Genomic DNA, 23860 nt, shown 5'->3' with positions numbered 1-23860 from the left:
AGCAGGATCCCGCGCAGACAGAGAAACCGCACCGCAGTGCGGTTTTTTTATGCCGTCACGGCCGGAAAAGGAAACTGCGCCAGATAGTCCGGGATGCGCGGAAACGTATGGATAAACCACGGCGTAAACTGCTGTGGCTGCTGCTGCATCTGCTGCTCAATCAGCGCCATCGGGCGATAGTCCCAGGCATCCGCCTCCTGCGGATTCAGCTCAGGCAGGCTGTCGCAGACGGCAAAAAAGACGTGACCATATTCATGTTCGGTCAGGCCATTGCTCAGCTTCAGGTTGTAGCTCAGTTCAAATACCGGCGTCAGCGTCAGCACCATCCCCATCTCCTCCCGCAGACGGCGCTCGGCGGCGTCACGGGTCGACTCATGCGGATAGGGATGGCCGCAGCAGGTATTACTCCATAGCCCGCCACAGTGATATTTATCACTGGCGCGCCGCTGCAGCAGGAGCTCCTGCCGGGAATTGAAGACGTAGACCGTCACCGCACGGTGCAGTAATCCTTTTTCATGCACTTCCAGCTTTTCCATTTTGCCGGTGGGACGATCGAGGTGGTCAACGAGGATAACTTCAATAGCAGACATGGCGTTTCCTTGAGATTAATCCCATCTATTCTGGCACAAGATTAGCGGTTTGGGCGCTCTGCAGAGGATTTTTTGCCTGGGTCGGACGATGGTAAGCAGATGAAGCAGAGAGAAAATCAGGCCAGCGAGGCTGGCCTGAAGAGGGATTACAACCGGAAACTCTGAACGACCCGCTCCAGCTGAGTGCTCTGCGCTTCCATCGCCTGCGCCGCGGCGGAAACCTGCTCCACCAGCACGGCGTTCTGCTGGGTGGTGCCATCAAGCTGCGTAATCGCCACGTTAACCTGTTCGATACCCATGCTCTGCTCACGGCTGGCGGACATGATTTCGCTCATCAGCGTCGTGACGCTGCTCACGCCCTGCATCAGCTCATCCATGGTCTGCCCCGCCTGCTCAACCAGCGCGCTGCCGGTGTCGATGTTGGCCACCGATTCCTCGATTAACTTTTTAATCTCACGCGCCGAATTGGCTGAGCGCTGCGCCAGGTTGCGCACTTCCGATGCCACGACGGCAAAACCGCGCCCCTGTTCACCGGCCCGGGCGGCTTCAACCGCAGCGTTCAGGGCCAGGATGTTGGTCTGGAACGCGATGCTGTCGATGACGCTGATGATATCGACCACTTTGCGTGACGAGTGATGAATTTCACCCATCGTGCTGACGACCTGACGAACCACTTCGGTGCCACGCGCCGCCACCTGTGAGGCATCGCCTGCCAGCTGGTTAGCGTGAGTCGCGTTGTCGGCGTTCTGACGCACGGTGCCGGTCAGCTGCTCCATTGAGGCGGCCGTTTCTACAATCGAACTGGCCTGATCTTCCGTACGGGAGGAGAGATTAGCGTTGCCGCTGGCTATCTCACGCGAAGCCGCAGTGATCGCCAGTGCGCTGTCACCCACCTGCTGCATCAGCCCCTGCAGGTAGCTGATGAACTGGTTAAAACTCTGCGCCACGGCGTTAAATTCCGGGCTGTTGCTGGCGGGCAGACGCTGGGTCAGATCGGCCCCGCCGGTCGAGAGTGCTTCAATATTGCGATTCAGCACGCCAAGACGTTTCATCATCGCCCGGACAAAGCCCAGTGATACCAGCAGCAGGATCACCGCCAGCGGGATCTGCACCAGTCCCAGGCGGGTCAGCATGTTGTGCGACTGCGCTTTCAGCAGGCTGGTCGGCAGACTACTGGCGAGATACCAGGGGCTGCCAGGGATAGCCTGTACAAACAGCGTCTGCTCGCCTTCGCTGCTGTCAAAGGTGGTTTCCAGCGGCTGGCTGCCAACGCCATTCAGCAGGGCTTTCAGTGGGGCCGCCATAGGCATCTGCACGTCAGCCAGATTTTCCAGCTTCGGTGCAGCATTCACCAGCGCGCCGTTACCCACGACTTTGCCATCCGCCTCAACGATCAGCACGTTGCCATGAATCGTTTCGCCCATCTGTTTCGCCAGCTGGTTAAAGAAACCCAGGGTCACGTCGATGGTTGCCACACCCCATGCTGAGCCATTGCGGTAAATGGCCATAGCGCAGTTGGTGCGGGGCTGCGGGCTGGCGGCATCCTGATAGGCTTTAGCCCAGGCGCACTGCCCTTTGGCCGCTGCCAGACCATCTTTATACCAGGGTTGTTCCCAGTATTTGTCGGCGGCATCGGAGTTCCAGTAGGTGTTAACCTGCAGTTCGTTGCTGGCATTACGGGCAAAGAAGCTGCTGTCTTTCTCTTTAGCCGGATCGCGACGATTCGGCAGTGGCCAGATACCGCCACCAAACACGTTGCTGTCCTGATACTGGTTTACCAGCGTCGGTAACAGGGTATCGATAGTGGCGCTGTCCATCACCGCTGCAGCTTCGGTGATGGCCCTTTGCTGCGCCTGAACGCGGTTCATCTGTTCGACGATGCCGGAGGCGAGCGAATCAACCTGATAGCGAACCAGACGGCTTTCGCTGTCGACCAGCTGCGGCGCGACGAACTGATTGATGACCCAAACTGTAACGAGTAAAAGCGCAACAAAGAATGCGATCATTGTTGCGGTAAAGCGGGATTGTGTTGTTTTAAACATCTATGTTCCCCTGAACCTGGTGTGGCGCGATTGCCTGATCCGGGTTAACGGCTTGTTAAAGAGGAACTTGAGATGAGCGGGATCACATATTTGAGAAACAATTGATCTGCATGAGGATTTAATTTCATTGCGCGACTATCACCACCTGGCAGGCGCAGGGGTAAGGTGAAACGTCGCGCAATAACCGGCCTACTCTTCCGGATTGACGACCTGATGGCGCGGGCGGAAAATATGATTACTGCCCTCGGCGGTTAACCGTTCCCGTAACTTCTGACCACCATGCTCGTCGGCCTGCGCAAACTGCCGTTCCGCTTCCGTAATCGGCGTGGTCCAGAGTAAGGTGGGTCGATCACCCTCGCGCTTGGGCAGGGCAAACTGCGCCTGTTCGCTGGCCAGTTCATTCGCCAGCAGGAAGCTTTCAAAGCCAACGGGCGCCACTTCCGATGCCAGCGTGTGACCCTCGCCAAGCCATGTCAGCCGTGCCCACGGCAGATGCACAAACTCCGCCAGCGCACTCGCCATCTGCACCGCGTTGCTTTCGGTCATAACCTCGCCGTCCACCGCCATGCCCAGCTCGATGCGACGATACTGCGGGGCCAGCTCATCAAACAGAAAGTCGACCTGTGGCATGGGGCGGATGCTCATGCCGATCGTCAGGAAATACCAGACGCCCTGATGCCAGTGCTGGGAGATCGCCATCGGTGGCCAGCTCCCCTGGTCGATCGCGTAATACTTCACCGACTCGCCGAATCGGGCCTGATAGCAGGCCATCAGATCCTGCTGGACCCTGTCCCACTCGCTGCCGTCGTGCCACTCGCGCCAGAACTGGCGCTGATGTTCCGCACGGGCGTAGTAGTCATTGGTGGAGGCCGAACCCAGCGGCGCCGTGAGGCGATTCTTTTTAATGCAGCCTGCGGAGAAGCTCACCTGCTTCTCCTGGTAGAGGCTCCAGCCTGGGATCACCGCCAGTAGCTGGCCGTAATACCACAGCGCCGCACCATCATCGCTGGGCTCCCACAGCACCTGCAGACCGGCCGGGTCCAGCTCGGGTTCCGCTTCCAGATTACGGCAATATTCGGCGCTGAGCAGCGGCGCAATGCCCTGCTCCATCGCCTCACGATCTTCCTGCGCCGGCGCCGGCAGCAGATTGCGCAGCCAGCAGCCCCGCACCGCATACTGACTGCGGAACAGGTCGGTTGGCCAGATATAGAAATAGGCGGTGCGCGCATCCTGCTCAACGATAGCGGTCAGGGTGCGCTGCTGATTGTGGACTTCAGCAATCAGGGATTTGTACGTCATAGTGCCTCGACAAAGCCTGGAGGAATCCATTTTCCCCGAGATTAGAGCAGGATCCTGGCTGGCGCTATCTGAGACAAGGGTAAAAATCTCAAAGTGTGGGCGGTTAGGGGTAACCCACGGGGATCGGCCCGGCCAAAGCCGCGTTCTCCGATGTTCTGCCCCTGCGCGACGAAACGGCAACCCTCTGTGATTGAAAATCATCAGTACATCCTCACCCCTATTCAGACGATGATCAAAAGCAGAGCAGCATTTATTGATCGCCGCAGGTGTAATGACGCAGGAAACGAATGCTGACATCATCAGAAAAAGAATGAGGATCAAGAGACGGGTCTGGCTGTCCCTGACCTCGGGCCTTTATTTATCGGGATCACGCGAGCTGCTTTTTAAAACGGAAATATTCACAAAAATTCAGGCGTGCATTTTTTTATCGCCTGCGTCCAAACACAGACAATTACCAGGAGACTTCGGAAAGCAGGTTCCTATAATGGCCCCACCCATTAAATAAAAAGGAACCGCAATGCTTTTATTATTCATTCTGATATTGATCGTCGTGATTTTATTTTCGTTAAAAAAGCACGCAGCCTTTAAGAAAAGCAGAGCGCTACCCCGGAGAGATAAACGATAACCGTGATGGCAAAGGCCACGGCCCCCAGCGGAGCCACATCATTATAAAAACAACAAAATCAGAGAGTTAAAAACCAACCAGGTTTTATTTTCAACCATCACAGACGCTCAGCCCCACGATGAGAAAGATAAATTTATCGGAAAATTTTATTTAAAAAAATTAAATAAAAAGTAATGGCGATTTTATTTACAACCAGAATCGATGAACCTATGGTGGATACTGACAGGAAGGCCTGTTTAATTTAATCACTCTCCCGCTGGCATGGAGCCTTACATGACAATTCACGCTTACCCGCCTGAAAACAGTTTTCTCGAAGAGGGCATCCGCTCTTACCTGAATAGCCTTCCCGTCCGGAAAAACCGGTTAGAGGAGTCTCTTTTTTTATTGCTGAATAAAAACAGCATCAGTGAAATCATCGTCAACAGAGTGATTGAAAACACCCCTTACTACAGAGTGTTTATCCTGACCTGCGAAAAATTTATGCCGCTGGCGCTCTATTATCTGAATGCCCATCCCGGCAAGGTTTCGATTTTAAGCCGGGATGAGAACCAGTCAGAGGAGCGCGCTTCGGCCGGCTTTACAACCTCTATCACTCATCTGAAAGAGGTCACCTCCATTACACCGGGCGAATATCGCGCGCTGACGCTGACGCTGAGCGAAAAAAGCCTGTGCAGACAGACGGAAAGAACGCGAAAAAAGGTGTTTTATTACCACCGTTCAAGTGCCCTGCAAAAAATGGGATTGAAAAGAATCAACGCGCTTTTTATCTGAGAGGCGGAAGACTGAATAAATGAATGAACTCTATCCCGGCAGTGCGAAAGCGTTAGCCTGCGATTATATCCTCTCTGTTAAAAAGATTGCCCTGGCCCATCAGCAGGGTGCTGATGTCGGTGCCGGAAAGAAAGAGATCGATCTGCTGCTGAAAAAACTCCGGAAAACGATAAATATCTCCTCCCCTCTCAGCCTTTATATCTGGACAAAGATGGAGGCTGAACTCAGGAAGCTGATTGTGATCACCTGCGATCCCGGTTATCTGTCGATCATACGTCACGCGAGATACCGCTCGAGGATATACAGAGATTATGCGTTAAGAAAAGTTCAGGGCGCGCTCTGAGTGTGTCTGGTAATTCCCCGGCCTGCCGGATAACTTTCTGAAAAGATTCCGCGGCTGTTCAGCGCGCGTCGGCACGACTCTCCAGCTCAAGGTTTCTTAAATCTCCGGCATCTTTTTTGTCGGCCGGTCGCGCATCCTCCCGGCGGTAAACCTGAAATCTGCGGCCTCTGACGTGCGGCCGAATAAGCTGACACGTATGCCAGCCTGGAAAAAATAACTGTTTAAAAAGCGTGTATTTATTGATCCTGCTGATAGCCGTTGAATTTCCTCAGCAAAAAAATCCGTTCAATAGAATTTAAGTTAATTAATCATTCCTCACCAGAACAAACAGAATCCGTGCATTTTATCTGCGATAAAATTTAATTTAACTTAATAATAACCTGCTCGATTTCAGAGATTCTCCGTTTTAGCGTTGAAAACAGCGTCAATGCCGGCGCGATAAGGAGAAACCTATGAAGAACGTCAATCCGTTAAAAAAAAATCATGCTGATTTGCGATGACATCTATTTTACTTCGGGTTTTACTGCACTCGCAGAACGGGAAGGGATAGCGTGTCAGCAGGTGACCACTGAACAGTATGCCGCGGGCCTGGTTTTTACAGGCACCGTGCTAATCGACCTTGTTTCATGGTGCAGGTCCGGCCGTGTTGAATCATCCTCGCTGGCCTGGCCCGGTAACTATCCTCCCGATGCCGGATTTATCATCTCCTGTCCGGGACAGAAAAACATCATGGATTTAATCTGCGAGGGCTGTTTTAAACTGGAGAGGAAAAGCACGCCGGGCGAGATCAGCCGATTATTTGCCGCAGATTCGCTGCCTCAGCCACCCTGTGCCTGTAAACCGCTGACCTTACGGGAGAGTGAAATCCTGACCCTGCGGCTGTCCGGGATGAGCACCCGGAAAATCGCCCTGACGCTCCGAATACATGTGAAGACGGTCTATGCGCATCTCTACAATATTCTGATGAAGTCCGGCTGTAAGAGCCTGATCGGTTTTTATGCGCTCGCCCTGCCGCTCAGCGAAATGCTCTGTCGGCTAAGCGCCGGGCAGAACGGGGAAGAAACGGCCATGGAAACACGCCGCTAAAGCCCTGACGGGATTACACTATGGCCTGATCGCCCTGCGCAGCACTGGCAGGGCGATACGTCCCCGCCATGTCGCCGCTCAGGCGCCGATCCGCATCGGCGCAGGGTGATGCGGTCACGCATCGCGCGCCGGAGAGAGGCCGTCATCTGACACGCCGGATGCCCGGCTCGGCTATGCAGGGTTGCGCCCCATCCTCACCATCGCGCGATACCAGGCCCCGCGCTGAATCGACCAGCGCAATCCCACCGCGATCGCATTAATCTTCTGATCGATGAGCGTCTGCTGCAGACGACCGATCTCGCGTCCGGACATCGCCTGCGCCCAGGCGGGCATCAGCCCGAAACCTGACTTCAGCATGATTTTCATCACCGGTTTCGCCTGCCAGCTCGGCGCAGGAGCGTTCATCAGCAGCCGCGTGACTTCTGCGGTGCGCTCGTCAAAGCGCAGCTCAGGCCGCATCTGTTGCAGATAGTCCGCCACATCGACGACGCTTTTGGGCACCCGCTCCGCTCCCAGGGCTTCGGCAATCAGCGCCGCTTCCTGATAATAGCGATCCTGCTCAGCACGGGTGAGGTGCGGATTTTTATAGCGCAGATGGGCCGCCAGAAAACGGCTGGTCTCCGCGACATGAACCCAGGTCAGCAGATGGGGATCGCTGGCCGCATAGGGCTTCCCCATACTGTCCACGCCGCTGACTTTAAGGTGGATGCGTTTTACCCGCGCGATCAGCGTCTGCGCATCCTGTTGGTTACCGTAGGTCGTCACCGCAATAAACTGACTGGTGCGGCGCAGACGGCCCATCATATCTTCGCGGAAGTTGGAGTGATCCCAGACGCCCGCCAGCGCCGCCGGATGCAGCATCTGCAGCAGCAGCGCGCTGATCCCCCCGCACATCATGGCGGTGAAATCGCCGTGGACGCGCCAGATCACGCTGTCCGGGCCAAACAGGCCGGGATCGCCAGGCGGCTGAGAAAGGTCAAATTCATTCATCGACAGGCCATTAAGGCGGAAGACCTGCTGCTGAATGCGGTCACGCAGATTCATAATGGTGGCTCTGATAGTGGATAGGATGCGGCGCGCGGCAGCAGGACGCTGACAACACGCCGCATCCCCCTCTCCCCGGATTCAGGGAAAGGGCTGACGGTTAGAGATAGTTGAACTGCCCATTCTGGGTACGAACGGAGTCGAGCCCAATCATCACGTTAAACCGGCCGGGTTCTGCAACGTGCTGCATCTGCTGATTCCAGAACTTCAGCGCATCGACATCGATCTTAAAGGTCACCGTCTGTGATTCACCGGCTTTCAGCATGATGCGTTTAAAGCCACGCAGCTCCTGCACCGGGCGGCTCATTGAAGCAACCGGATCGTTGAGGTACATCTGCACCACCGTCGCCCCGTCGCGCTGACCGCTGTTGGTCACCGTCACGCTGGCCTCAATGCTGCCGTCGTGCGCCATCGTCGGGGAGGACATTTTAACCGGTGACACGGTGAAGCGGGTGTAGCTCAGGCCGTAACCAAATGGATAGAGCGGGCCATTGACCGCGTCATAGTAGTGCGACGTATATTTGTTCGGCTTCGCAAAGTTATAAGGGCGGCCGGTTGGCAGATGGTTGTAATAGATCGGAATCTGACCCACCGAACGCGGGAAGGAGACCGGCAGCTTGCCCGATGGGTTGTAGTCGCCGAACAGCACATCGGCGATGGCGTTACCGCCCTCGGTGCCGCTGAACCAGGTTTCCAGCACGGCATCGGCCATCCGGTCCTCATTCACTATCGACAGTGGGCGTCCGTTCATCAGCACAATCACCAGCGGTTTACCGGTGGCTTTCAGCGCGGCTAACAGCTTCTGCTGATTCGGCGGAATGATCAGATCGCTGCGGCTGGAGGCCTCATGCGCCATGCCCTGCGCTTCGCCCACGGCAGCCACGATGACGTCGGCCTGCTTCGCTTTGGCAACCGCCTCATCGATCATCTGCTGCGGTGAACGGGTGTCGATCGACACCGCCGGTTCATACAGGTTCAGGAAATCCTGAATCCCCTTATTGTCAGAGACGTTAGCCCCTTTCTCATAGAGCAGCGTCGCTTTGCCTTCGGTGGCGTTGCGCATCCCCTGCAGCAGCGAAACGGACTGCTTCGCCACGCCCGCGGCGGACCAGCTGCCCATGATGTCACGCTGGCTGTCTGCCAGTGGGCCGATCAGCGCAATGGTGCCCGATTTTTTCAGCGGCAGCGTCTCCAGCCGGTTTTTCAGCAGCACGATGCTCTTACGCGCCACGTCGCGCGCTTCAGCCCGGTGCAGGCGGCTTTCCGCGTTGGTGTCCTGCGGGTCGCTCTCTTTCGGCCCTAAGTGGCTGTAAGGATCGTTGAACAGGCCCATGTCATATTTGACGTTAAGCACATGGCGCGCCGCGTCATCGATTTCCGCCATGCTGACGTCGCCGCGCTTCACCAGATCCGGCAGATATTTACTGTAATATTCGTCGCTCATGCTCATATCGACGCCCGACTTCAGGGCGATCCGCACCGCTTCCTGCGGATCGCTGGCGACGCCATGCTTGATCAGCTCTTTAATCGCGCCATGATCGCTGATGGTAATGCCTTTGAACTTCCACTTATCGCGCAGCAGATCTTTCAGTAACCAGCTATCTGCGGTGGCTGGCACCCCGTTGATGGAGTTGAGCGCCACCATTACCCCGCCGCTGCCCGCATCCAGCGAGGCTTTATAAGGCGGCAGATAGTCCTGAAACATGCGCTGCGGACTCATATCCACCGTGTTGTAGTCGCGGCCACCTTCCACCGCACCATAGAGGGCGAAGTGTTTTACGCTGGTCATCACGCTGTAGCGATCGGCGGCGCTCTTACCCTGCATCGCCTGCACCATGCTGCGCCCCATTTCGCTGGTGAGCCAGGTATCCTCACCGAAGCCTTCGGAGCCACGGCCCCAGCGCGGTTCACGGCTGACATCCACCATCGGTGCCCAGGTCATGTTCAGGCCATCATCGGCCGCCTCATAGGCAGACACGCGCCCCACCTCTTTTACGGCATCCAGATCCCAGCTGGAGGCCAGGGCTAACGGGATCGGAAAAATGGTGCGCTGACCGTGAATGACATCGAAAGCGAAAAAGAGTGGGATCTTCAGGCGGCTGAGCTGCATCGCCTGATCCTGCATGGCCCGGATATCCTGACGGGTTACGGTATTAAAGATCGCGCCAACCTGACTCTTCTGAATCATGTCGCGAATGGCTTCTTTCGGATTATCAGGTCCGACACTGATTAAACGCAGCTGGCCGATCTTCTCGTCCAGCGTCATTTTTTTAAGCAGTTGAGTGACAAAGGCATCCCGCGCCTGTTCGGTCATCGGGTGGTTACCTGGCACTGTCTCAGCCAGTGCGGGTTGCATCGCGAGGGAGACAGCGAGACTAACAGAGTAAATCCATTTCATCAGGTTGGGTTCTCTTAAGTAACTGCGCAATATCGAATAAACAGGCGGCAGTGTGCCACAAGATGAGAATAGCAGGTAGCTGCTGCTGTCACACTGCGTTCAGGTGAGCAGCCGTGCTACAGTTAAGTCGCACTGATAAGACAAGGGAATTGCTCATGATACCAACCTCTGCCCTGCTTTCTGATCTGCGCCGCCTCGTCGGCCCGGCCCATCTCCTGACTGAACCTGAACAGACCGCCCGTTATCGCAAAGGCTTTCGCTCTGGCGACGGCGAGGCGCTGGCCGTGGTGTTTCCTGGTACCCTGCTGGAGCTCTGGCGGGTGCTGCAAACGCTGGTGAAAGCCGATGTTATCATTCTGATGCAGGCGGCGAACACCGGCCTCACCGAAGGTTCCACACCGCACGGCAACGACTACGATCGCCCGCTGGTGATTATCAGCACCCTGCGGCTCGACAAACTGCAGCTGATCGACAATGGCCAGCAGGTGCTGGCGTTCCCCGGCAGTACCCTCTATCAGCTGGAAAAAACGCTCAAGCCGCTGGGACGCGAACCGCATTCGGTCATTGGCTCCTCCTGCATCGGCGCCTCGGTGCTGGGTGGCATCTGCAACAACTCCGGTGGCTCGCTGATTAAGCGCGGTCCGGCCTACAGCGAAATGGCGCTGTTTGCGCAGATTGACGCCAGTGGAAAACTGAAGCTGGTGAACCATCTCGGCATCGATCTGGGCAGCTCGCCGGAGGAGATTCTGGGGCGGCTGGATGACGATCGCTGGCAGCCTGGCGACGTTCAGCATGATGGCCGTCACGCCTCCGATCACGACTACGCCGATCGGGTGCGTGAGGTCGATGCCGACACGCCCGCCCGCTACAACGCGGATGCGCGGCGTCTGTTCGAGGCGTCCGGCTGTGCCGGAAAGCTGGCGGTCTTTGCCGTGCGACTTGATACCTTCGCCAGCGAACCCCAACAGCAGGTCTTCTACATCGGCACCAATGATCCCGGCGTTCTTACCGAGCTTCGCCGTCACATACTGGCCCATTTTACCCATCTGCCCGTGGCTGGCGAATATATGCATCGTGACATCTACGATATTGCGGAGGTTTACGGAAAAGATACCTTCCTGATGATCGACAAGCTGGGCACCGACAAAATGCCGCTGTTTTTCACGCTGAAGGGACGGGTCGATGCCTGGCTGAGTAAATTCGCCTTCATTAAGCCCCACTTCAGCGACCGGCTGCTGCAGCGGCTGAGCAGGATGTTCCCGGCCCATCTGCCCAGACGCATGAAGCAGTATCGCGACAAATATGAACACCATCTGATGCTGAAGATGTCTGGCGAGGGTGTGGCGGAAGCGCGTAACTATCTGCGTGACTACTTCCGTGAGGGCGGTGGCGAGTTCTTTGAGTGTGAAGGCAAAGAGGGCGCGCACGCCTTTCTGCATCGATTTGCGGCGGCGGGCGCGGCAGTACGCTACCACGCCGTGCATGCCGATGAGGTGGAGGATATTCTGGCGCTGGATATCGCCCTGCGTCGAAATGACCCTGACTGGTTTGAAAATCTGCCTGACGCGATCCGCGCCTCGCTCAGCCATCGACTCTACTATGGTCACTTCTTCTGTCACGTATTCCATCAGGATTATATCGTCAGAAAAGGGGTCGATGTGCCTGCGCTGAAAGCGCAGATGCTGGCGATTCTGCAGGCGCGCGGCGCGGAGTATCCCGCTGAACACAACGTCGGTCATCTCTATCAGGCTAAACCGCAACTGGCCGCCTTCTATCGCCAGCTCGATCCGACCAACAGTTTCAATCCTGGCATCGGCAAAACCAGCAAACAGAAAGGCTGGGCGGTGAAACAGGGTTAACTGCGTTTCCGGTCAGCCTGCTTTTCTGAGCAGGCTGATCGTCCGGGCATCGGGTTCCTCCGATGTTATTATTGTCGTCGTTAATGGCCATAATTTTCATCAAAAAATTAATTTTCCTTCCCAGATTGCACCTGCTTTATTTTCTCTGATCGTGTTCTGCGCAACCCCTCACAAAACATCACCCCCGCAATTGATAATTCGCGCCGCGAAAAATAAATTACCGACAGAAAATAGCCACAGCATGTTAATTATGAATTTTTCCAGGGAGGGATAAAGATGCGTAAAATTAATTACGCGCTCGCGTTAATGGAAATAACGGCGGCAACGCTTGCGCTGACCGCAATAAATGCTTTACCGGCTTATGCTTCCGGATTTATTGAAGATGCGTCGCTGAAAGGCAATGTTTTTTACTGGCAGCGACAGCGGGATCGCAAAGAGACCGACCCCGCCAGCGATGCACACGGGGAATATCGGGCCAATCTGCATCACGCCTCGCTCAACAGTAATCTCGACTATACGTCCGGCTATGCCGGCGGCTGGATCGGACTGGACTTTGCCCTGTTTGGTGCCGCAGAGCTCTCCAGCAGCGGCCCCGCAGCACCCAACGAAATTGGCTTCAGCAAGGCACGAACGCGCTGGGAAGAGAAATGGAATGGCGACAGCAGCGGCGCCGCCATTTATAAAGCGGCGCTCAAATTAAACTATCACGACTACTGGTTACGTGCCGGTTATATTCAGCCAACCGGTCAGTCACTGATTGCGTCGCACTGGAGTTTTTTACCCGGCACTTATCGGGGCGTCGAAACAGGTGCGCGGTATGATTTTCAGGCGGCGGGAGAATTATCGCTCTCCTGGATATGGAGCGACAAATATAAAGCCCCCTGGTATCGGGATTTATATGATTTCCGCGAGGCAGATGGTAAAACGGGTATTCGCTACCTGCATTCGTTCGGCATGAAATATGACTTCAAAAATAGTCTTGTTCTGGAAGGGGCATTTGGTCAGGCTGCAGATTATATGGATCAATATTTCGCTAAAGCGTCCTGGTCAGCCACACCGGGCGGCCATGCCCTTAATACCAGCTATCAGTTTTATGGTGCACATGACCACGTTACCGGTGGGGCAGCGAATGTCCGCGATGTCTATGATGGTCTGGCCTGGCTGCAGGCGCTTACGTTCGGTTATAACGTCGGCCCGGTTGATCTGCGCCTCGAAGGCACCTGGGTCAAAGCCGAAGGCAATCAGGGTTTCTTTCTGCAGCGCATGACGCCTGCCTATGCCAGCTCGAATGGACGACTGGATATCTGGTGGGATGCCCGCTCAGACTGGAACGCCAATGGCGAGAAAGCGATCTTTGCCGGGGCGATGCTCGATCTCACTCCCTGGCAGCTGGCTGGCTGGAAAGTGGGAACATCTTATGTCTGGGGCTGGGATGCCAGACCCTCTACGCTGCCCACCGTTGATCAGAGCCAGCGGCTGAAGGAGTCCGCCTGGAACCTCGATCTGATCTATCAAATTCAGCAGGGCCGCGCGAAGGATACACAGTTCAGACTCCACTACACCCGCTACGACAATCACAGCGACCTGCCCAGTTACAGTGGCGGTTACGGCAATATGTTCCAGGACGAAAAGGACATCAAGTTTATGGTTATTGCGCCGTTTACGGTGTTCTGACGCCCTGCATACACGGACCTTTTTCAGCAGCAAGGATGAATCACTATGTTTAAGTTAAGCCTTATCGCGTTTACCCTGCTCGGCGTGGCCACGACAGGCCACGCCAGCCCGTCCGATCAGCAGGTGGTGGATCAGATCAGCAAATTTGGCGTGACCTATCAGGTCACTGACAACCAGGCCGCCCTGCATGGCACCGACTGTGCCGCCCTGGGCGCCGACTACGCCGCCTGTAACCGCGCCACGATCACCCTCACCAATCATGGCCCCGCGCTGAACAGTCGGCACTGGGCGATCTACATGAGCAACGTTCATCAGACGCTGCGGGTCGACAACGAGCAGTTTAAAATGACCCATCTGGTCGGCGACTTAACCCGGCTGGAGCCGACAGAGAAGTTCACCGGCATCGGCGCGGGCGAATCGGTGCAGATCCCCATCGTTAACGAGTACTGGCAGCTTTTCATAACCGATGTCATGCCGCGCTGGTATGTCACGGCTGGCGAGGCCACGCCAAAAATTATTGCCAGCACCGATCATGAGGATCTCAGTCGTTTTGTCTTGCCGCTGGGCGATCACTGGCGGCGCAGCGCCGATGATCACAATATCCTGATGCAGCCTGCCAGCCGTTTTGATCGCAACAACGATGTCGTTACCCTTCCCGCTTCCGCGCTGCGCGGTCAAATAACCCCCACCCCGCTCGATGTGAAACTGCGCCCGCAGAATGCCGATCTCAGCCGGGGCGTCAGGCTGTCGCTGAGCGGACTAAGCAGCGAAACTGTGGAGGCGGTAAAACAGCGCCTGACGCTGCTCGGGCTGAAAACGTCGCCAGAGGGGTTCGCCATCACAACGCAGGTTAAGCCAGGGCATTTCAGCGGCGTGCTGGCGAAATCGGGCGCCTACGATCTGGATATTACCCCCCGTCGTGCCAGCATAACGGGCTACGATGCGGCCGGTGCTTTCTATGGCCTGATGTCACTGTTTTCGCTGATACCCGGTGAAGATGCACCCCGTATTGCCAGCCTGGAAGCGCACGATGCGCCGCGCTTTGCTTATCGCGGCGCATTGCTGGATGTTGCCCGGCATTTTCACAGTAAACAGGCGGTCATGCGGCTGCTGGATCAGATGGCGGCATGGAAGATGAACCGCTTTCATTTTCACCTGAGTGATGATGAGGGCTGGCGGATTGACATTCCTGGCTTACCCGAACTGACCGGGGTGGGTGCAAAACGCTGTCATGACCTGACCGAACAGCGCTGTCTGCTGCCGCAGCTCGGTTCCGGTCCGTTCAGCGATAACAGTGGCAGCGGCTATTTCAGTCGTGACGACTACATCGCGATAGTGAAGTATGCGCAGGCCCGGCATATTGAGGTGATCCCGGAAATTGATATGCCCGCCCATGCCCGCGCCGCCGTGATCGCCATGGAAGCCCGCTACCAGCGGCTGACGGCAGAGGGCAAACCTGAAGAGGCCACACGCTATCGTCTGATGGACCCGACCGATGATTCGCAGACCACCTCTGTTCAGTTCTATGACCGCACCAGCTACCTGAATCCCTGTCTTGAGAGTTCACAGCGTTTCGTCGATAAAGTGATCGGTGAAATCCAGGCCATGCACCAGGAGGCGGGACAACCGCTCACCGTCTGGCATTTTGGCGGGGATGAGGCGAAGAATATCCGGCTGGGTGCGGGCTACTCGGACAAAAACGATCCGAAACCGGGCACCGGCCTGCGCGACCAGCGTCACGAAGATCTGCCGTGGCAGAAATCACAGGTCTGCCAGGCCCTTGTGAAAAGCGGCAAAGTGGAAAATCTGGCCCATCTGCCGGGCTATTTTGCCCTGGCCGTCAGCGATATCGTGAACCGGCACGGCATTGGCAAAATGCAGGCCTGGCAGGATGGCTTAAAAGAGGTCAGCCATGCCGCCGCCTTTGCAACGCCGCGTGTGGCGGTCAATTTCTGGGATACGCTCTACTGGGGCGGTTATGACAGTGCCAGTGACTGGTCTCAGAAAGGCTATGACGTGGTGATCTCCAGCCCTGATTACCTCTATCTGGATTTTCCGTATGAGGTGAATCCGCTTGAGCGCGGCTACTACTGGGGCACCCGCTTCAACGATGAACGCAAAATCTTTGGCTTCGCGCCCGACAACCTGCCGCAGAATGCGGAAACTTCTGTCGACCGTGACGGCAACGCGTTCAGCGCCAAATCGGTAAAGCCCTGGAGCGGGGCCTATGGGGTCTCGGCGCAGCTGTGGAGCGAAACCGTGCGTACGGATGCCCAGATGGAATATATGCTCTACCCTCGCCTTTTTGCGGTCGCAGAACGTAGCTGGCATCGGGCCAGCTGGGAGCGGGATTATCAGGTGGGTCAGGAGTACACGGGCGGCAGTACGCATCTCGTCGATCAGCAGGCACGTCTGCGTGACTGGCAGCGATTTGCCAATCTGCTGGGGCAGCGCGAACTGATGAAACTGGACAAAGCGGGCATCGATTATCGCCTGCCGTTGCCGGGTGCAAAAATCGTCGATGGCATTCTGTCGATGAACGTGGCCTTACCTGGCGTGACGCTGGAGTACAGCCTGGACAACGGCGTTAACTGGCAGCGTTACGATGCCCGCCAGCCCCCCCAGGTCAGCGGGAGCGTATCCGTTCGTTCGGTAAGCCGCGACGGCCAGCGTAGCAGCCGCGTCGAAACGCTCTAGAGAGCCAGGAGGCAGGCGGCTAAGAAGCCTCTGCCTGAAAAATAACATGGCCGACAGACGTCGGCCATGTTACTGCTAAACCAGCTTCTCTTCGGGTTCCGCACCCGGCATCTGACGACGCTCAATAATCATCGTCTGCGGAGTCGAGAGCAGGATGCCCTCCTTGCGCAGTCGCGTCAGAATGTCGAACAGCAGGTCGCTTTTGGCACCGGAGATCTGCCGCTGACCCGCCACGTTGCCGGTGACGCTCAGTACAATCCCCTGCTGTGTCAGATCTTTAAACGACACAGAGGGTTCCGGCGTCTCCAGAATACGTTCGTTTTCGTTATACACTTCCAGCAGAATATCGCGCACCTTGCCCGGATCGGTGTTAAGCGGGAAGGTCAGCGTAATCGTTACCACCCCCTGTGCGTTACCCATCGTCGCATTGCGCACGTTCTGCGAAATAAACTGTGAGTTCGGCACGATCACCGTGGATTTATCGCCCAGCTGAATTTCCGTGGCGCGCACGTTAATCCGGCGAATATCCCCTTCGATACCGCTGATGCTGACCAGATCGCCCACCTTTACCGGCCGCTCGGTTAACAGGATCAGCCCCGAGATAAAGTTCTTCACAATCTCCTGTAAACCAAAACCGATACCGACTGACAATGCACTGACGATCCAGGCCAGCTTGTTCCACTGCAGTCCCATAATCGACAGGGTCAGCAGGATGATCAGTACATAGCCGATGTTGCTGAATAGCGTTACCAGCGACACCCGCATACCCACATCCATCGTGGTTTTCGGCAGAAAATCAGTATCGAGCCAGCGGCGCACCGAACGCAGCACATAGATGCCGACGATCAGGCAGATCAGCGCATTGACCATGTGCGCCGGCACGATATTCATCGACTCCAGGCCTTTACCGCCCCAGAATTCAATCACTTTCTGCAGCAGCTCAATCGGCGTGGAGGAGGCAAAGGTCCCGTTAACCAGCGCCAGCGCCACGACCAGCACCAGGAACGTTTTCCCGATGGCTGTCAGCAGCGTCGCCGCCTGCTGAAGGTGACGTTCATTGATGTTCAGCGAATTCTGAATGCGACGACCGGTCGCATTACTGGTCGAGAAGAAACTCTCACAGCCATCATTCAGCAGGTGGCTGAGGAAGTAGAACGAGCCAAACAGCAGGCCGCACCAGATCACCTCGTAACTCAGGAAGCGCGCCAGGGTCACGTAGCCGATCAGCAGCGACACCAGAATAGCGATTGCCGTCAGCGTCAGGCCCATCTGAATCAGCCCGACCAGCGTAGAGCGCGCCTCTGGCGGGGTGCCCGCCAGCGTCATACGACGGCGCACGCGGTTAACCCGCACACTGATCGCCAGCGCAGTAGTGCCAATTAGCAGCGCGGTCAGGCCGTTGGCAAAAATCGTGGTGTTCAGGCTGGTGCCGACACTGTAGTTAAAGGCTTCCACCGTCTGGAAGATAAAGACCAGCACGGCGGTAATCGGTGGAAAGGGCTTTAACGCCATCGCCACCTCATTGGAGATGGTCGGCAGCCGCCAGCTGGGGCGACGCGTAGAGAGAAAAGCGCGGCCCAGTCCGGCGATCAGGCCGCAGAAGACGCTGAGCTGCACCAGCCGATCGACAAAATCCTGCACGTTTTCAGAAACCTCATCGCGGCGCGTAAAGGCCAGCGCGATAAAGTTAAAGGTCAGCACCACCGCCGCCAGCGTGGTCAGGGCTATCGCGGCCGCCAGGAAGCTGCGGCGCAGTTTGCCCTCCGGCAGTTTGTGAATGCTGACCCAGGCGAGAAACTCCTCCCCGTAGCGGCGGCCCACCGTCATCACCAGCAGCGCCGCCAGCAGCCACATGACGCTGCCCACGCGCCAGCCTGGCTCCCAGGAGAGCGCGGCGGTGTCCTGCAGCTCCTGCAGGAATTCAGCGATTTTTTCGCCGTCGAGATCCTGACTGTTGAGCAGCGGTGACCAGAAGCGCGCGCCCAGGATCGTACCGGAGTTCAGCGCCAGCTGGCTTTTCAGCTGATCACGACGCAGGTTGACAATCTGCGAAGAGAGCGTCAGCGCCCCATTTTTGATGCCTTCGGCCTGCTTAATCTGGTCGTCGAGCTTACTTTTCTGACTCTCCAGCGCATTACGCTTACGCGTCACTTCCGGCGTCTCTTTGACGCCGCTGTCGGCTTTAGGCGCGGGGCCCAGCACCTGCAATTGCGCCTCCACCTGCTGCCGATCCGGCACCAGCGCCTGACCCAGCGTATCAGCATTACCCGACAGCTCCAGCGCCATTTCATTCAGCTGAGTCAGCTTGTTTTCACCGGCATCACCCGACACCTGGCTTTTGATTTTATCGAGGATTTTCTGCATTTTCGGCAGTTCTACGGCGGCATTCAGCTTCGGCGCAGCATCCTGTTCCTGAGCAGCAGTGGCCGTATCATCCGCGGCCAGCGTCAGCGCCGGGGTGAACGCCACCAGCACCAGCATCAACAATGCAAAAAGGGATCGTATAAACATATGAGTAAGATTCCGGCAGCTTAAATCAGGCGATCGTCCCTCGCCATTCGCGCGTAGTTTAGGGCTTTACAAGGGATGGCAATATAGGAATAACGGGTATTTTTCAGGCGCATTCCGGGCGGACAGCGGCCTGAAGCGGAACATCGGCTGCGGCCCGGCCGGGTCTGGCGGCTGGTTAGCGCCGCCAGTCAAAGCGGCGCGCGTGGCGCCGCAATCCGGCTGTTATTCTACGTCAGTCGTGCCGCCACCGTTGCTGGCCACCTAGCCCGACTTCTGTTTTTTATACGCCAGCGCGGCGGCAGGCACCGGTGCCGCTTTGCCGGTTTCCAGCCAGCTGCGCAGACGGCTGGCGTCAGCGAAGTGGGTATATTTGCCAAACGCGTCCAGCACCACCAGCGCCACCGGACGATTGTTGATCATCGTGCGCATCACCAGACAGTGGCCCGCCTGATCGGTGTAGCCGGTCTTGGTCAGCTGAATGTGCCAGTCATTTTTATAGACCAGATGGTTGGTGTTGCGGAACGGCAGCGCATAGTTCGGATGGGCAAACACCGCCGTCTCCTCTTTGGTGGTGCTGAGCGCGCCGAGCAGCGGATACTCCCGCGTCGCCTTGAGCAGTTTAACCAGATCCTGGGCACTGGAGACGTTCTGCGTCGACAGGCCGGTCGGTTCGACATAGTGGGTCTGCTTCATGCCCAGTGCGCGTGCCTTAGCGTTCATCGCCCGGATAAAGGCGTTGTAGCCGCCCGGATAGGCGTGCGCCAGGCTGGCGGCGGCGCGGTTTTCAGAGGACATCAGCGCCAGCAGCAGCATATTGCGGCGGCTGATCTGGCTGTTGAGCTTCACGCGTGAAAAGATGCCCCGCATTTCCGGCGTCTGGCTGATATCGACGGTTAACATCTCATTCATCGGCAGATGCGCATCCAGCACCACCATCGCCGTCATCAGTTTGGTGATCGACGCAATGGGCCTGACCCGGTCCGGGTGGCTGGAAAAGAGCACTTTATTGGTGGTGAGGTCGACAATCATCGCACTGCCAGAAGCGATCTGCGGCTGAGCAATAGGCGCAAGTTGCGACAGCGACGTGGTCGCCTGCGCCGGAAGTGACACAATCTGCCCTGAAGCGAGCAGCGCCAGCGAAAGCAGGGTGGAACGAATTTTTGCAGGCATCGTAGAAAAAAACCCGGTTATGATTATGTACTGTGTCAGTCCGACACAGGCCGCCCGCTCCCGTCACGTCAGTGCGCGGGCTGGCTGCGGTATCATACGCTTAAGGTTAAGAAATTTCCTGGCGAGATTGTTTCCGGGCGTAAAAAGCACGCTGCCGCCAGAGGGCGGCAGCGGTCGGTCAGAACAGATGCGGTCCATAGCCCCACAGCACGACGGTCAGTGCCAGCAACACCTCAAATACCAGCACGCCGATCGCCAGCGTCGAGCCGGAGAAACGCAGGCTCTCTTCACGGTCGATATTGAGGAACAGCGGGATGCCGATATAGAGCAGATAGCCGGTGTAGAGCAGTGCCAGTGCACCCGCCAGCACACAGAGCCAGACCAGCGGATAAAGCGCCACCAGCCCGCTGAGAAACAGCGGTGTGGCCACATAGCCCGCAAATACCGTACAGCGCGGCACGCCAGGCCGCTGCGGATAGTCGCGTGCCATCCAGTGGATCACGCGTCCCATCACAGCCACGCCGCCCAGAATAATCAGATAGAACAGGATGCCCAGCCCGATCCCGGTGGCCAGATTCAGTTGCACATATTGCCCATCGCCCAGATTCCAGCCCAGCTGCGTGGTTCCGATAAAGGCGCAGATCACCGGGATCGCCGCCATCAGCAGGACATGGTGGGTGTAGTGATGCGAAACGCTTTCGTTCTCTTGCTTGATATGACGCATTTCCAGGTTCGGATGCGCCAGAAGTCCCCAGACATGGTTCATACAGTCACTCCTCTGATGCAGTGGGCCGCCCGATGAAGCATGCGTCTTAAGGGCAGCGTCTTCTCAAGTATAATCGGCAGCAAAATTTTCGTGGCGACCGGACAAAAAAACAGCATAAATAAACGCAGCCGTGGGTGCGGGCGGAAGCGAAACGAAATCGCGTATAGACTTGAACAAACAGCCACTGAACAGGGAGTGTCATTTTGCATCTGGACATCAACGCATTAATTACGCAGTACGGTTATCTGGCACTTTTGATTGGCTGTATCGCCGAGGGGGAGACATTCACCCTGCTGGGCGGCGTTGCCGCGCACGAGGGATTACTGCACTACACGGGCGTCGTGCTGGCGGCGATGGGCGGCGGAATCATCGGCGATCAGCTGCTCTACTGGATCGGCCGTCGCTGGGGCACCCGGATCCTGCGCCGGTTTAAAAAGCATCAGGATAAAGTGGTGAAAGCTAACCGCCTGATTAAACGCCGCCCCAGCCTGTTTGTGATTGGCGTGCGCTTTATGTATGGCTTCCGGCTGATTGGACCGGTCATTATCGGCGCCAGCCGCCTCAACCCGATGAAGTTTTTTATTCTTAACGTCATCGGTGCGGCAATCTGGGCGCTGATCTTCGTGACGCTGGGCTATTTCGCGGGCGGCATTATCGCGCCGTGGCTGCACAAGCTCGACCAGCACTTCAAGCATCTGCTCTGGCTGATTGCGGCGGTGGTGTTTGCCTTTGTCTTGCGCTGGGTGATCCGCCGCTGGCATACCCGTCGCGCCGACCAGTAACCGCGGCTGCGGCCTTCCCTCCTCATTCCTGCAGAATCCGCCACAGGGCCGGACGTTTCAGGCGTCCGGCCTGCTTTCCCCTCTTCCTTTGCAGCCCCCGGCGTTAACCCTCTGTGCGCAAACGAAGCCGCATCGACGGCCTCGGCTATAGTTAAAGGGACACTGACAGGGAGATTAGGATGAGTAAGGTAAAACGTAAGATTGAAGAGCACGGTGTAATCGGCGATCTGCGCACCTGTGCGCTGGTTGCCAGTGATGGCACCATTGATTACCTCTGCTGGCCGGAACTGGACAGCCCCTCGGTCTTCGCTGCGCTGCTCGACGGCGAGGATGCCGGACTTTTCTCCCTGGCACCCGACTGGCCCGATGCGCGGCGCCAGCAGCTCTACCTGCCCGATACCAATATTCTGCAGACCCGCTGGCTTGATGAAAAAGGCGTGGCTGAGATCACCGATTACATGCCGATTTGCGATGACAGGAGTAAGCTGCCGCGCCTCATCCGCCGGGTGAAGATGGTTCGCGGCAGTGCAACCTTTCGCCTGCGCTGTTCTCCCCGCCACGACTACGCCCGCGCAGAGACACGGGCGGAAGCGCACAACGGCTGTATCGATTTTCACGCCGAGGGGCAGCCGTCGCTGCGGCTGGCGGCCAGCGTGGTGATGACGCTGGAGGAGGATGGCGCGTCAGCCCTGTTCACGCTGCAGGCGGGTGAACATGCGCAGTTTGAATTTGGCAGCGTGGACGATGCGCATATCGAGGCGCTGGCCACCGAACACTGCTTTGAAGAGACGCTCAGATACTGGCGACACTGGAGCGGACAGAGTACTTATCAGGGCCGCTGGCGCGAGATGGTGCAGCGTTCGGCGCTGGTGCTGAAACTCCTGACCTCACATCAGCATGGCTCTATTGCAGCCGCGGCGACCTTTGGCCTGCCGGAGGAGCTGGGCGGTGAGCGCAACTGGGACTATCGCGCCTCCTGGATCCGTGACGCCTCCTTCAGCATGTATGCCCTGATGCGTCTGGGCTACGTCGATGAAGCCAAACATTTTACCGAATGGGTGGGCCGTTGCGTCGCTAACAGCCATCATGATGAGATGCGTCTGCAGGTGATGTACCGGCTGGACAGCGGCACGGAGCTGCATGAGATGGAGCTGCTCAATCTCTCTGGCTATGCCGACTCACGGCCGGTGCGCATCGGCAATGACGCCTGGCAGCAGACCCAGCTGGATATCTATGGCGAGCTGATGGATGCGGTCTATCTGGCGAACAAATATGGCGAGGCGATCTCCCAGCGCGGCTGGGAGTATGTCGTTAGCATGATCGACTGGCTGAGCGAAAACTGGGATCAGCCCGATGCCGGGATCTGGGAGATGCGCGGCGAGCCGCAGCATTTCCTTCATTCACGCCTGATGTGCTGGGTGGCGATGGACCGCGCGCTGCGCCTGGGCATGAAGCGATCGCTGCCGATGCCTTATGAGCGCTGGGATCGGGCCCGCCGGGCGATCCGGGAAGATATCTGGGCGAACTTCTGGAACGCCGAACGCGGCCACTTCGTTTCGACCCGGCACGGGGACTACCTCGACGCCTCGATGCTGCTGATGCCGCTGGTGCGCTTCGTCGGCGCCACCGATCCGGACTGGATTGCTACCCTGGATGCGATCAAAACCCAGCTGGTCAGCGACGGCATGGTGCGACGCTACAATATCCATGAGACGCCCGCCGATGGCCTGAATGGCACCGAAGGCTCCTTTGGTGCCTGCTCCTTCTGGTATGTCGAGTGCCTGGCGCGCGCGGGCCGGGTGCAGGAGGCGCATTTCGAATTTGAGAAACTGCTGAGTTACGCCAATCCGCTGGGCCTTTACGCAGAGGAGTTCGACAGTCACGGTCATGCGCTGGGAAATACCCCGCAGGCGCTGACCCATCTGGCGCTGATCAGTGCCGCCTTTTTCCTGAACCGGAAACTCAGCGGTGAACAGACGCAGTGGCAACCTTAGCCCCCCCGGCCACGCCGGAAAGCCCCATTTTATGCGTCCGGTTTTCCGGAAATGGGCTAACATCCGCCGTGAATTTACGTAAAGTATTGCAGGCAGGTTAAAATCCCGATTCACAACGTCAGATTAATGAACATATAATGCGCAGCAGGTCACATTGGCCGGCATAGATTCGACACACTGAACAGCCTGAAATATGGCGATAAAGAATT

The 23860-nt window shown here is 57.1% G+C and carries 16 protein-coding genes; 8 read left to right on the top strand and 8 right to left on the bottom strand.

Annotated elements, in window-relative coordinates:
• Positions 1-47: 47 nt before the first annotated feature.
• The 3 genes from idi to ACNY69_RS02000 form a co-directional block, all read right to left on the bottom strand.
• The gene (idi, locus tag ACNY69_RS02010) at positions 48-590 is read right to left on the bottom strand and encodes an isopentenyl-diphosphate Delta-isomerase (protein WP_111139858.1); all 543 of its coding nucleotides are present in this window, start codon (positions 588-590) and stop codon (positions 48-50) included.
• A 146-nt stretch (positions 591-736) separates the two neighbouring features.
• Positions 737-2632: a methyl-accepting chemotaxis protein gene (locus ACNY69_RS02005; protein ID WP_293773799.1), complete on the bottom strand. Its 1896-nt coding sequence runs from the start codon at positions 2630-2632 to the stop codon at positions 737-739.
• A 189-nt stretch (positions 2633-2821) separates the two neighbouring features.
• Positions 2822-3931 (bottom strand): suppressor of fused domain protein, encoded by a 1110-nt coding sequence (locus ACNY69_RS02000; protein ID WP_293773797.1) that lies wholly within the window; start codon positions 3929-3931, stop codon positions 2822-2824.
• 886 nt (positions 3932-4817) lie between these two features.
• On the opposite strand from ACNY69_RS02000, the gene ACNY69_RS01995 reads away from it, so the two are divergent.
• From ACNY69_RS01995 to ACNY69_RS01985, 3 genes are all read left to right on the top strand, one after another.
• Complete coding sequence (locus ACNY69_RS01995) at positions 4818-5327, top strand: hypothetical protein (protein WP_146240843.1); 510 nt, start codon at positions 4818-4820, stop codon at positions 5325-5327.
• Between the two features lie 19 nt (positions 5328-5346).
• A complete protein-coding gene (locus ACNY69_RS01990; protein ID WP_111139854.1) occupies positions 5347-5670 on the top strand; it encodes a hypothetical protein in 324 nt (107 codons plus the stop codon).
• Positions 5671-6399: 729 nt separating this feature from the next.
• A complete protein-coding gene (locus ACNY69_RS01985; protein ID WP_158527488.1) occupies positions 6400-6756 on the top strand; it encodes a helix-turn-helix domain-containing protein in 357 nt (118 codons plus the stop codon).
• A 171-nt stretch (positions 6757-6927) separates the two neighbouring features.
• On the opposite strand, the gene ACNY69_RS01980 is transcribed toward ACNY69_RS01985, so the two are convergent.
• Together ACNY69_RS01980 and bglX are read right to left on the bottom strand one after the other, a co-directional pair.
• Positions 6928-7803 (bottom strand): oxygenase MpaB family protein, encoded by an 876-nt coding sequence (locus ACNY69_RS01980; protein WP_293774049.1) that lies wholly within the window; start codon positions 7801-7803, stop codon positions 6928-6930.
• Between the two features lie 97 nt (positions 7804-7900).
• Positions 7901-10198 carry a beta-glucosidase BglX gene (gene bglX / locus ACNY69_RS01975; protein WP_111139851.1) on the bottom strand — a complete coding sequence of 766 codons (2298 nt, stop codon included), beginning with the start codon at positions 10196-10198 and terminating at the stop codon, positions 7901-7903.
• Positions 10199-10353: 155 nt separating this feature from the next.
• On the opposite strand from bglX, the gene dld reads away from it, so the two are divergent.
• The 3 genes from dld to ACNY69_RS01960 all read left to right on the top strand — a co-directional run bounded on the left by dld (position 10354) and on the right by ACNY69_RS01960 (position 16428).
• Positions 10354-12057 carry a D-lactate dehydrogenase gene (gene dld, locus ACNY69_RS01970; RefSeq protein WP_111139850.1) on the top strand — a complete coding sequence of 568 codons (1704 nt, stop codon included), beginning with the start codon at positions 10354-10356 and terminating at the stop codon, positions 12055-12057.
• Positions 12058-12333: 276 nt separating this feature from the next.
• Positions 12334-13731, top strand: a complete 1398-nt coding sequence (gene chiP, locus ACNY69_RS01965) for a chitoporin ChiP (RefSeq protein ID WP_111139849.1) — start codon at positions 12334-12336, stop codon at positions 13729-13731.
• 45 nt (positions 13732-13776) lie between these two features.
• Positions 13777-16428 (top strand): beta-N-acetylhexosaminidase, encoded by a 2652-nt coding sequence (locus tag ACNY69_RS01960; RefSeq protein ID WP_418797217.1) that lies wholly within the window; start codon positions 13777-13779, stop codon positions 16426-16428.
• A gap of 75 nt (positions 16429-16503) precedes the next feature.
• Here ACNY69_RS01960 and ACNY69_RS01955 read toward each other — a convergent pair whose 3' ends face one another.
• From ACNY69_RS01955 to ACNY69_RS01945, 3 genes are all read right to left on the bottom strand, one after another.
• A complete protein-coding gene (locus tag ACNY69_RS01955; RefSeq protein ID WP_111139847.1) occupies positions 16504-18939 on the bottom strand; it encodes a DUF3772 domain-containing protein in 2436 nt (811 codons plus the stop codon).
• A gap of 261 nt (positions 18940-19200) precedes the next feature.
• Positions 19201-20109, bottom strand: coding sequence for a D-alanyl-D-alanine endopeptidase (gene pbpG / locus ACNY69_RS01950; protein WP_418797216.1), 909 nt, complete (start codon positions 20107-20109; stop codon positions 19201-19203).
• Positions 20110-20287: 178 nt separating this feature from the next.
• Positions 20288-20875 carry a Yip1 family protein gene (locus ACNY69_RS01945; RefSeq protein WP_111139845.1) on the bottom strand — a complete coding sequence of 196 codons (588 nt, stop codon included), beginning with the start codon at positions 20873-20875 and terminating at the stop codon, positions 20288-20290.
• A gap of 203 nt (positions 20876-21078) precedes the next feature.
• Between ACNY69_RS01945 and ACNY69_RS01940 the strand changes: the two genes are divergently transcribed.
• Together ACNY69_RS01940 and ACNY69_RS01935 are read left to right on the top strand one after the other, a co-directional pair.
• The gene (locus ACNY69_RS01940; RefSeq protein ID WP_111139844.1) at positions 21079-21657 is read left to right on the top strand and encodes a DedA family protein; all 579 of its coding nucleotides are present in this window, start codon (positions 21079-21081) and stop codon (positions 21655-21657) included.
• 179 nt (positions 21658-21836) lie between these two features.
• On the top strand, positions 21837-23651 hold the full coding sequence (locus ACNY69_RS01935; RefSeq protein WP_418797215.1) for a glycoside hydrolase family 15 protein: 1815 nt from the start codon (positions 21837-21839) through the stop codon (positions 23649-23651).
• Positions 23652-23860 lie beyond the last annotated feature (209 nt).

Source organism: Pantoea graminicola (assembly GCF_048452665.1).
Taxonomy (GTDB): Bacteria; Pseudomonadota; Gammaproteobacteria; order Enterobacterales; family Enterobacteriaceae; genus Pantoea.
This window is presented reverse-complemented; position numbering and strand designations above follow the sequence as displayed.

Coding starts and splice junctions, on each gene's coding strand:
- ACNY69_RS01935 (WP_418797215.1), top strand. CDS start 21,837: ATGAGTAAGGTAAAACGTAAGATTGAAGAGCACGGTGTAATCGGCGAT.
- dld (WP_111139850.1), top strand. CDS start 10,354: ATGATACCAACCTCTGCCCTGCTTTCTGATCTGCGCCGCCTCGTCGGC.
- ACNY69_RS01960 (WP_418797217.1), top strand. CDS start 13,777: ATGTTTAAGTTAAGCCTTATCGCGTTTACCCTGCTCGGCGTGGCCACG.
- ACNY69_RS02000 (WP_293773797.1), bottom strand. CDS start 3,931: ATGACGTACAAATCCCTGATTGCTGAAGTCCACAATCAGCAGCGCACC.
- ACNY69_RS01955 (WP_111139847.1), bottom strand. CDS start 18,939: ATGTTTATACGATCCCTTTTTGCATTGTTGATGCTGGTGCTGGTGGCG.
- pbpG (WP_418797216.1), bottom strand. CDS start 20,109: ATGCCTGCAAAAATTCGTTCCACCCTGCTTTCGCTGGCGCTGCTCGCT.
- ACNY69_RS01995 (WP_146240843.1), top strand. CDS start 4,818: ATGGAGCCTTACATGACAATTCACGCTTACCCGCCTGAAAACAGTTTT.
- ACNY69_RS02005 (WP_293773799.1), bottom strand. CDS start 2,632: ATGTTTAAAACAACACAATCCCGCTTTACCGCAACAATGATCGCATTC.
- idi (WP_111139858.1), bottom strand. CDS start 590: ATGTCTGCTATTGAAGTTATCCTCGTTGACCACCTCGATCGTCCCACC.
- bglX (WP_111139851.1), bottom strand. CDS start 10,198: ATGAAATGGATTTACTCTGTTAGTCTCGCTGTCTCCCTCGCGATGCAA.
- chiP (WP_111139849.1), top strand. CDS start 12,334: ATGCGTAAAATTAATTACGCGCTCGCGTTAATGGAAATAACGGCGGCA.
- ACNY69_RS01985 (WP_158527488.1), top strand. CDS start 6,400: ATGGATTTAATCTGCGAGGGCTGTTTTAAACTGGAGAGGAAAAGCACG.
- ACNY69_RS01945 (WP_111139845.1), bottom strand. CDS start 20,875: ATGAACCATGTCTGGGGACTTCTGGCGCATCCGAACCTGGAAATGCGT.
- ACNY69_RS01990 (WP_111139854.1), top strand. CDS start 5,347: ATGAATGAACTCTATCCCGGCAGTGCGAAAGCGTTAGCCTGCGATTAT.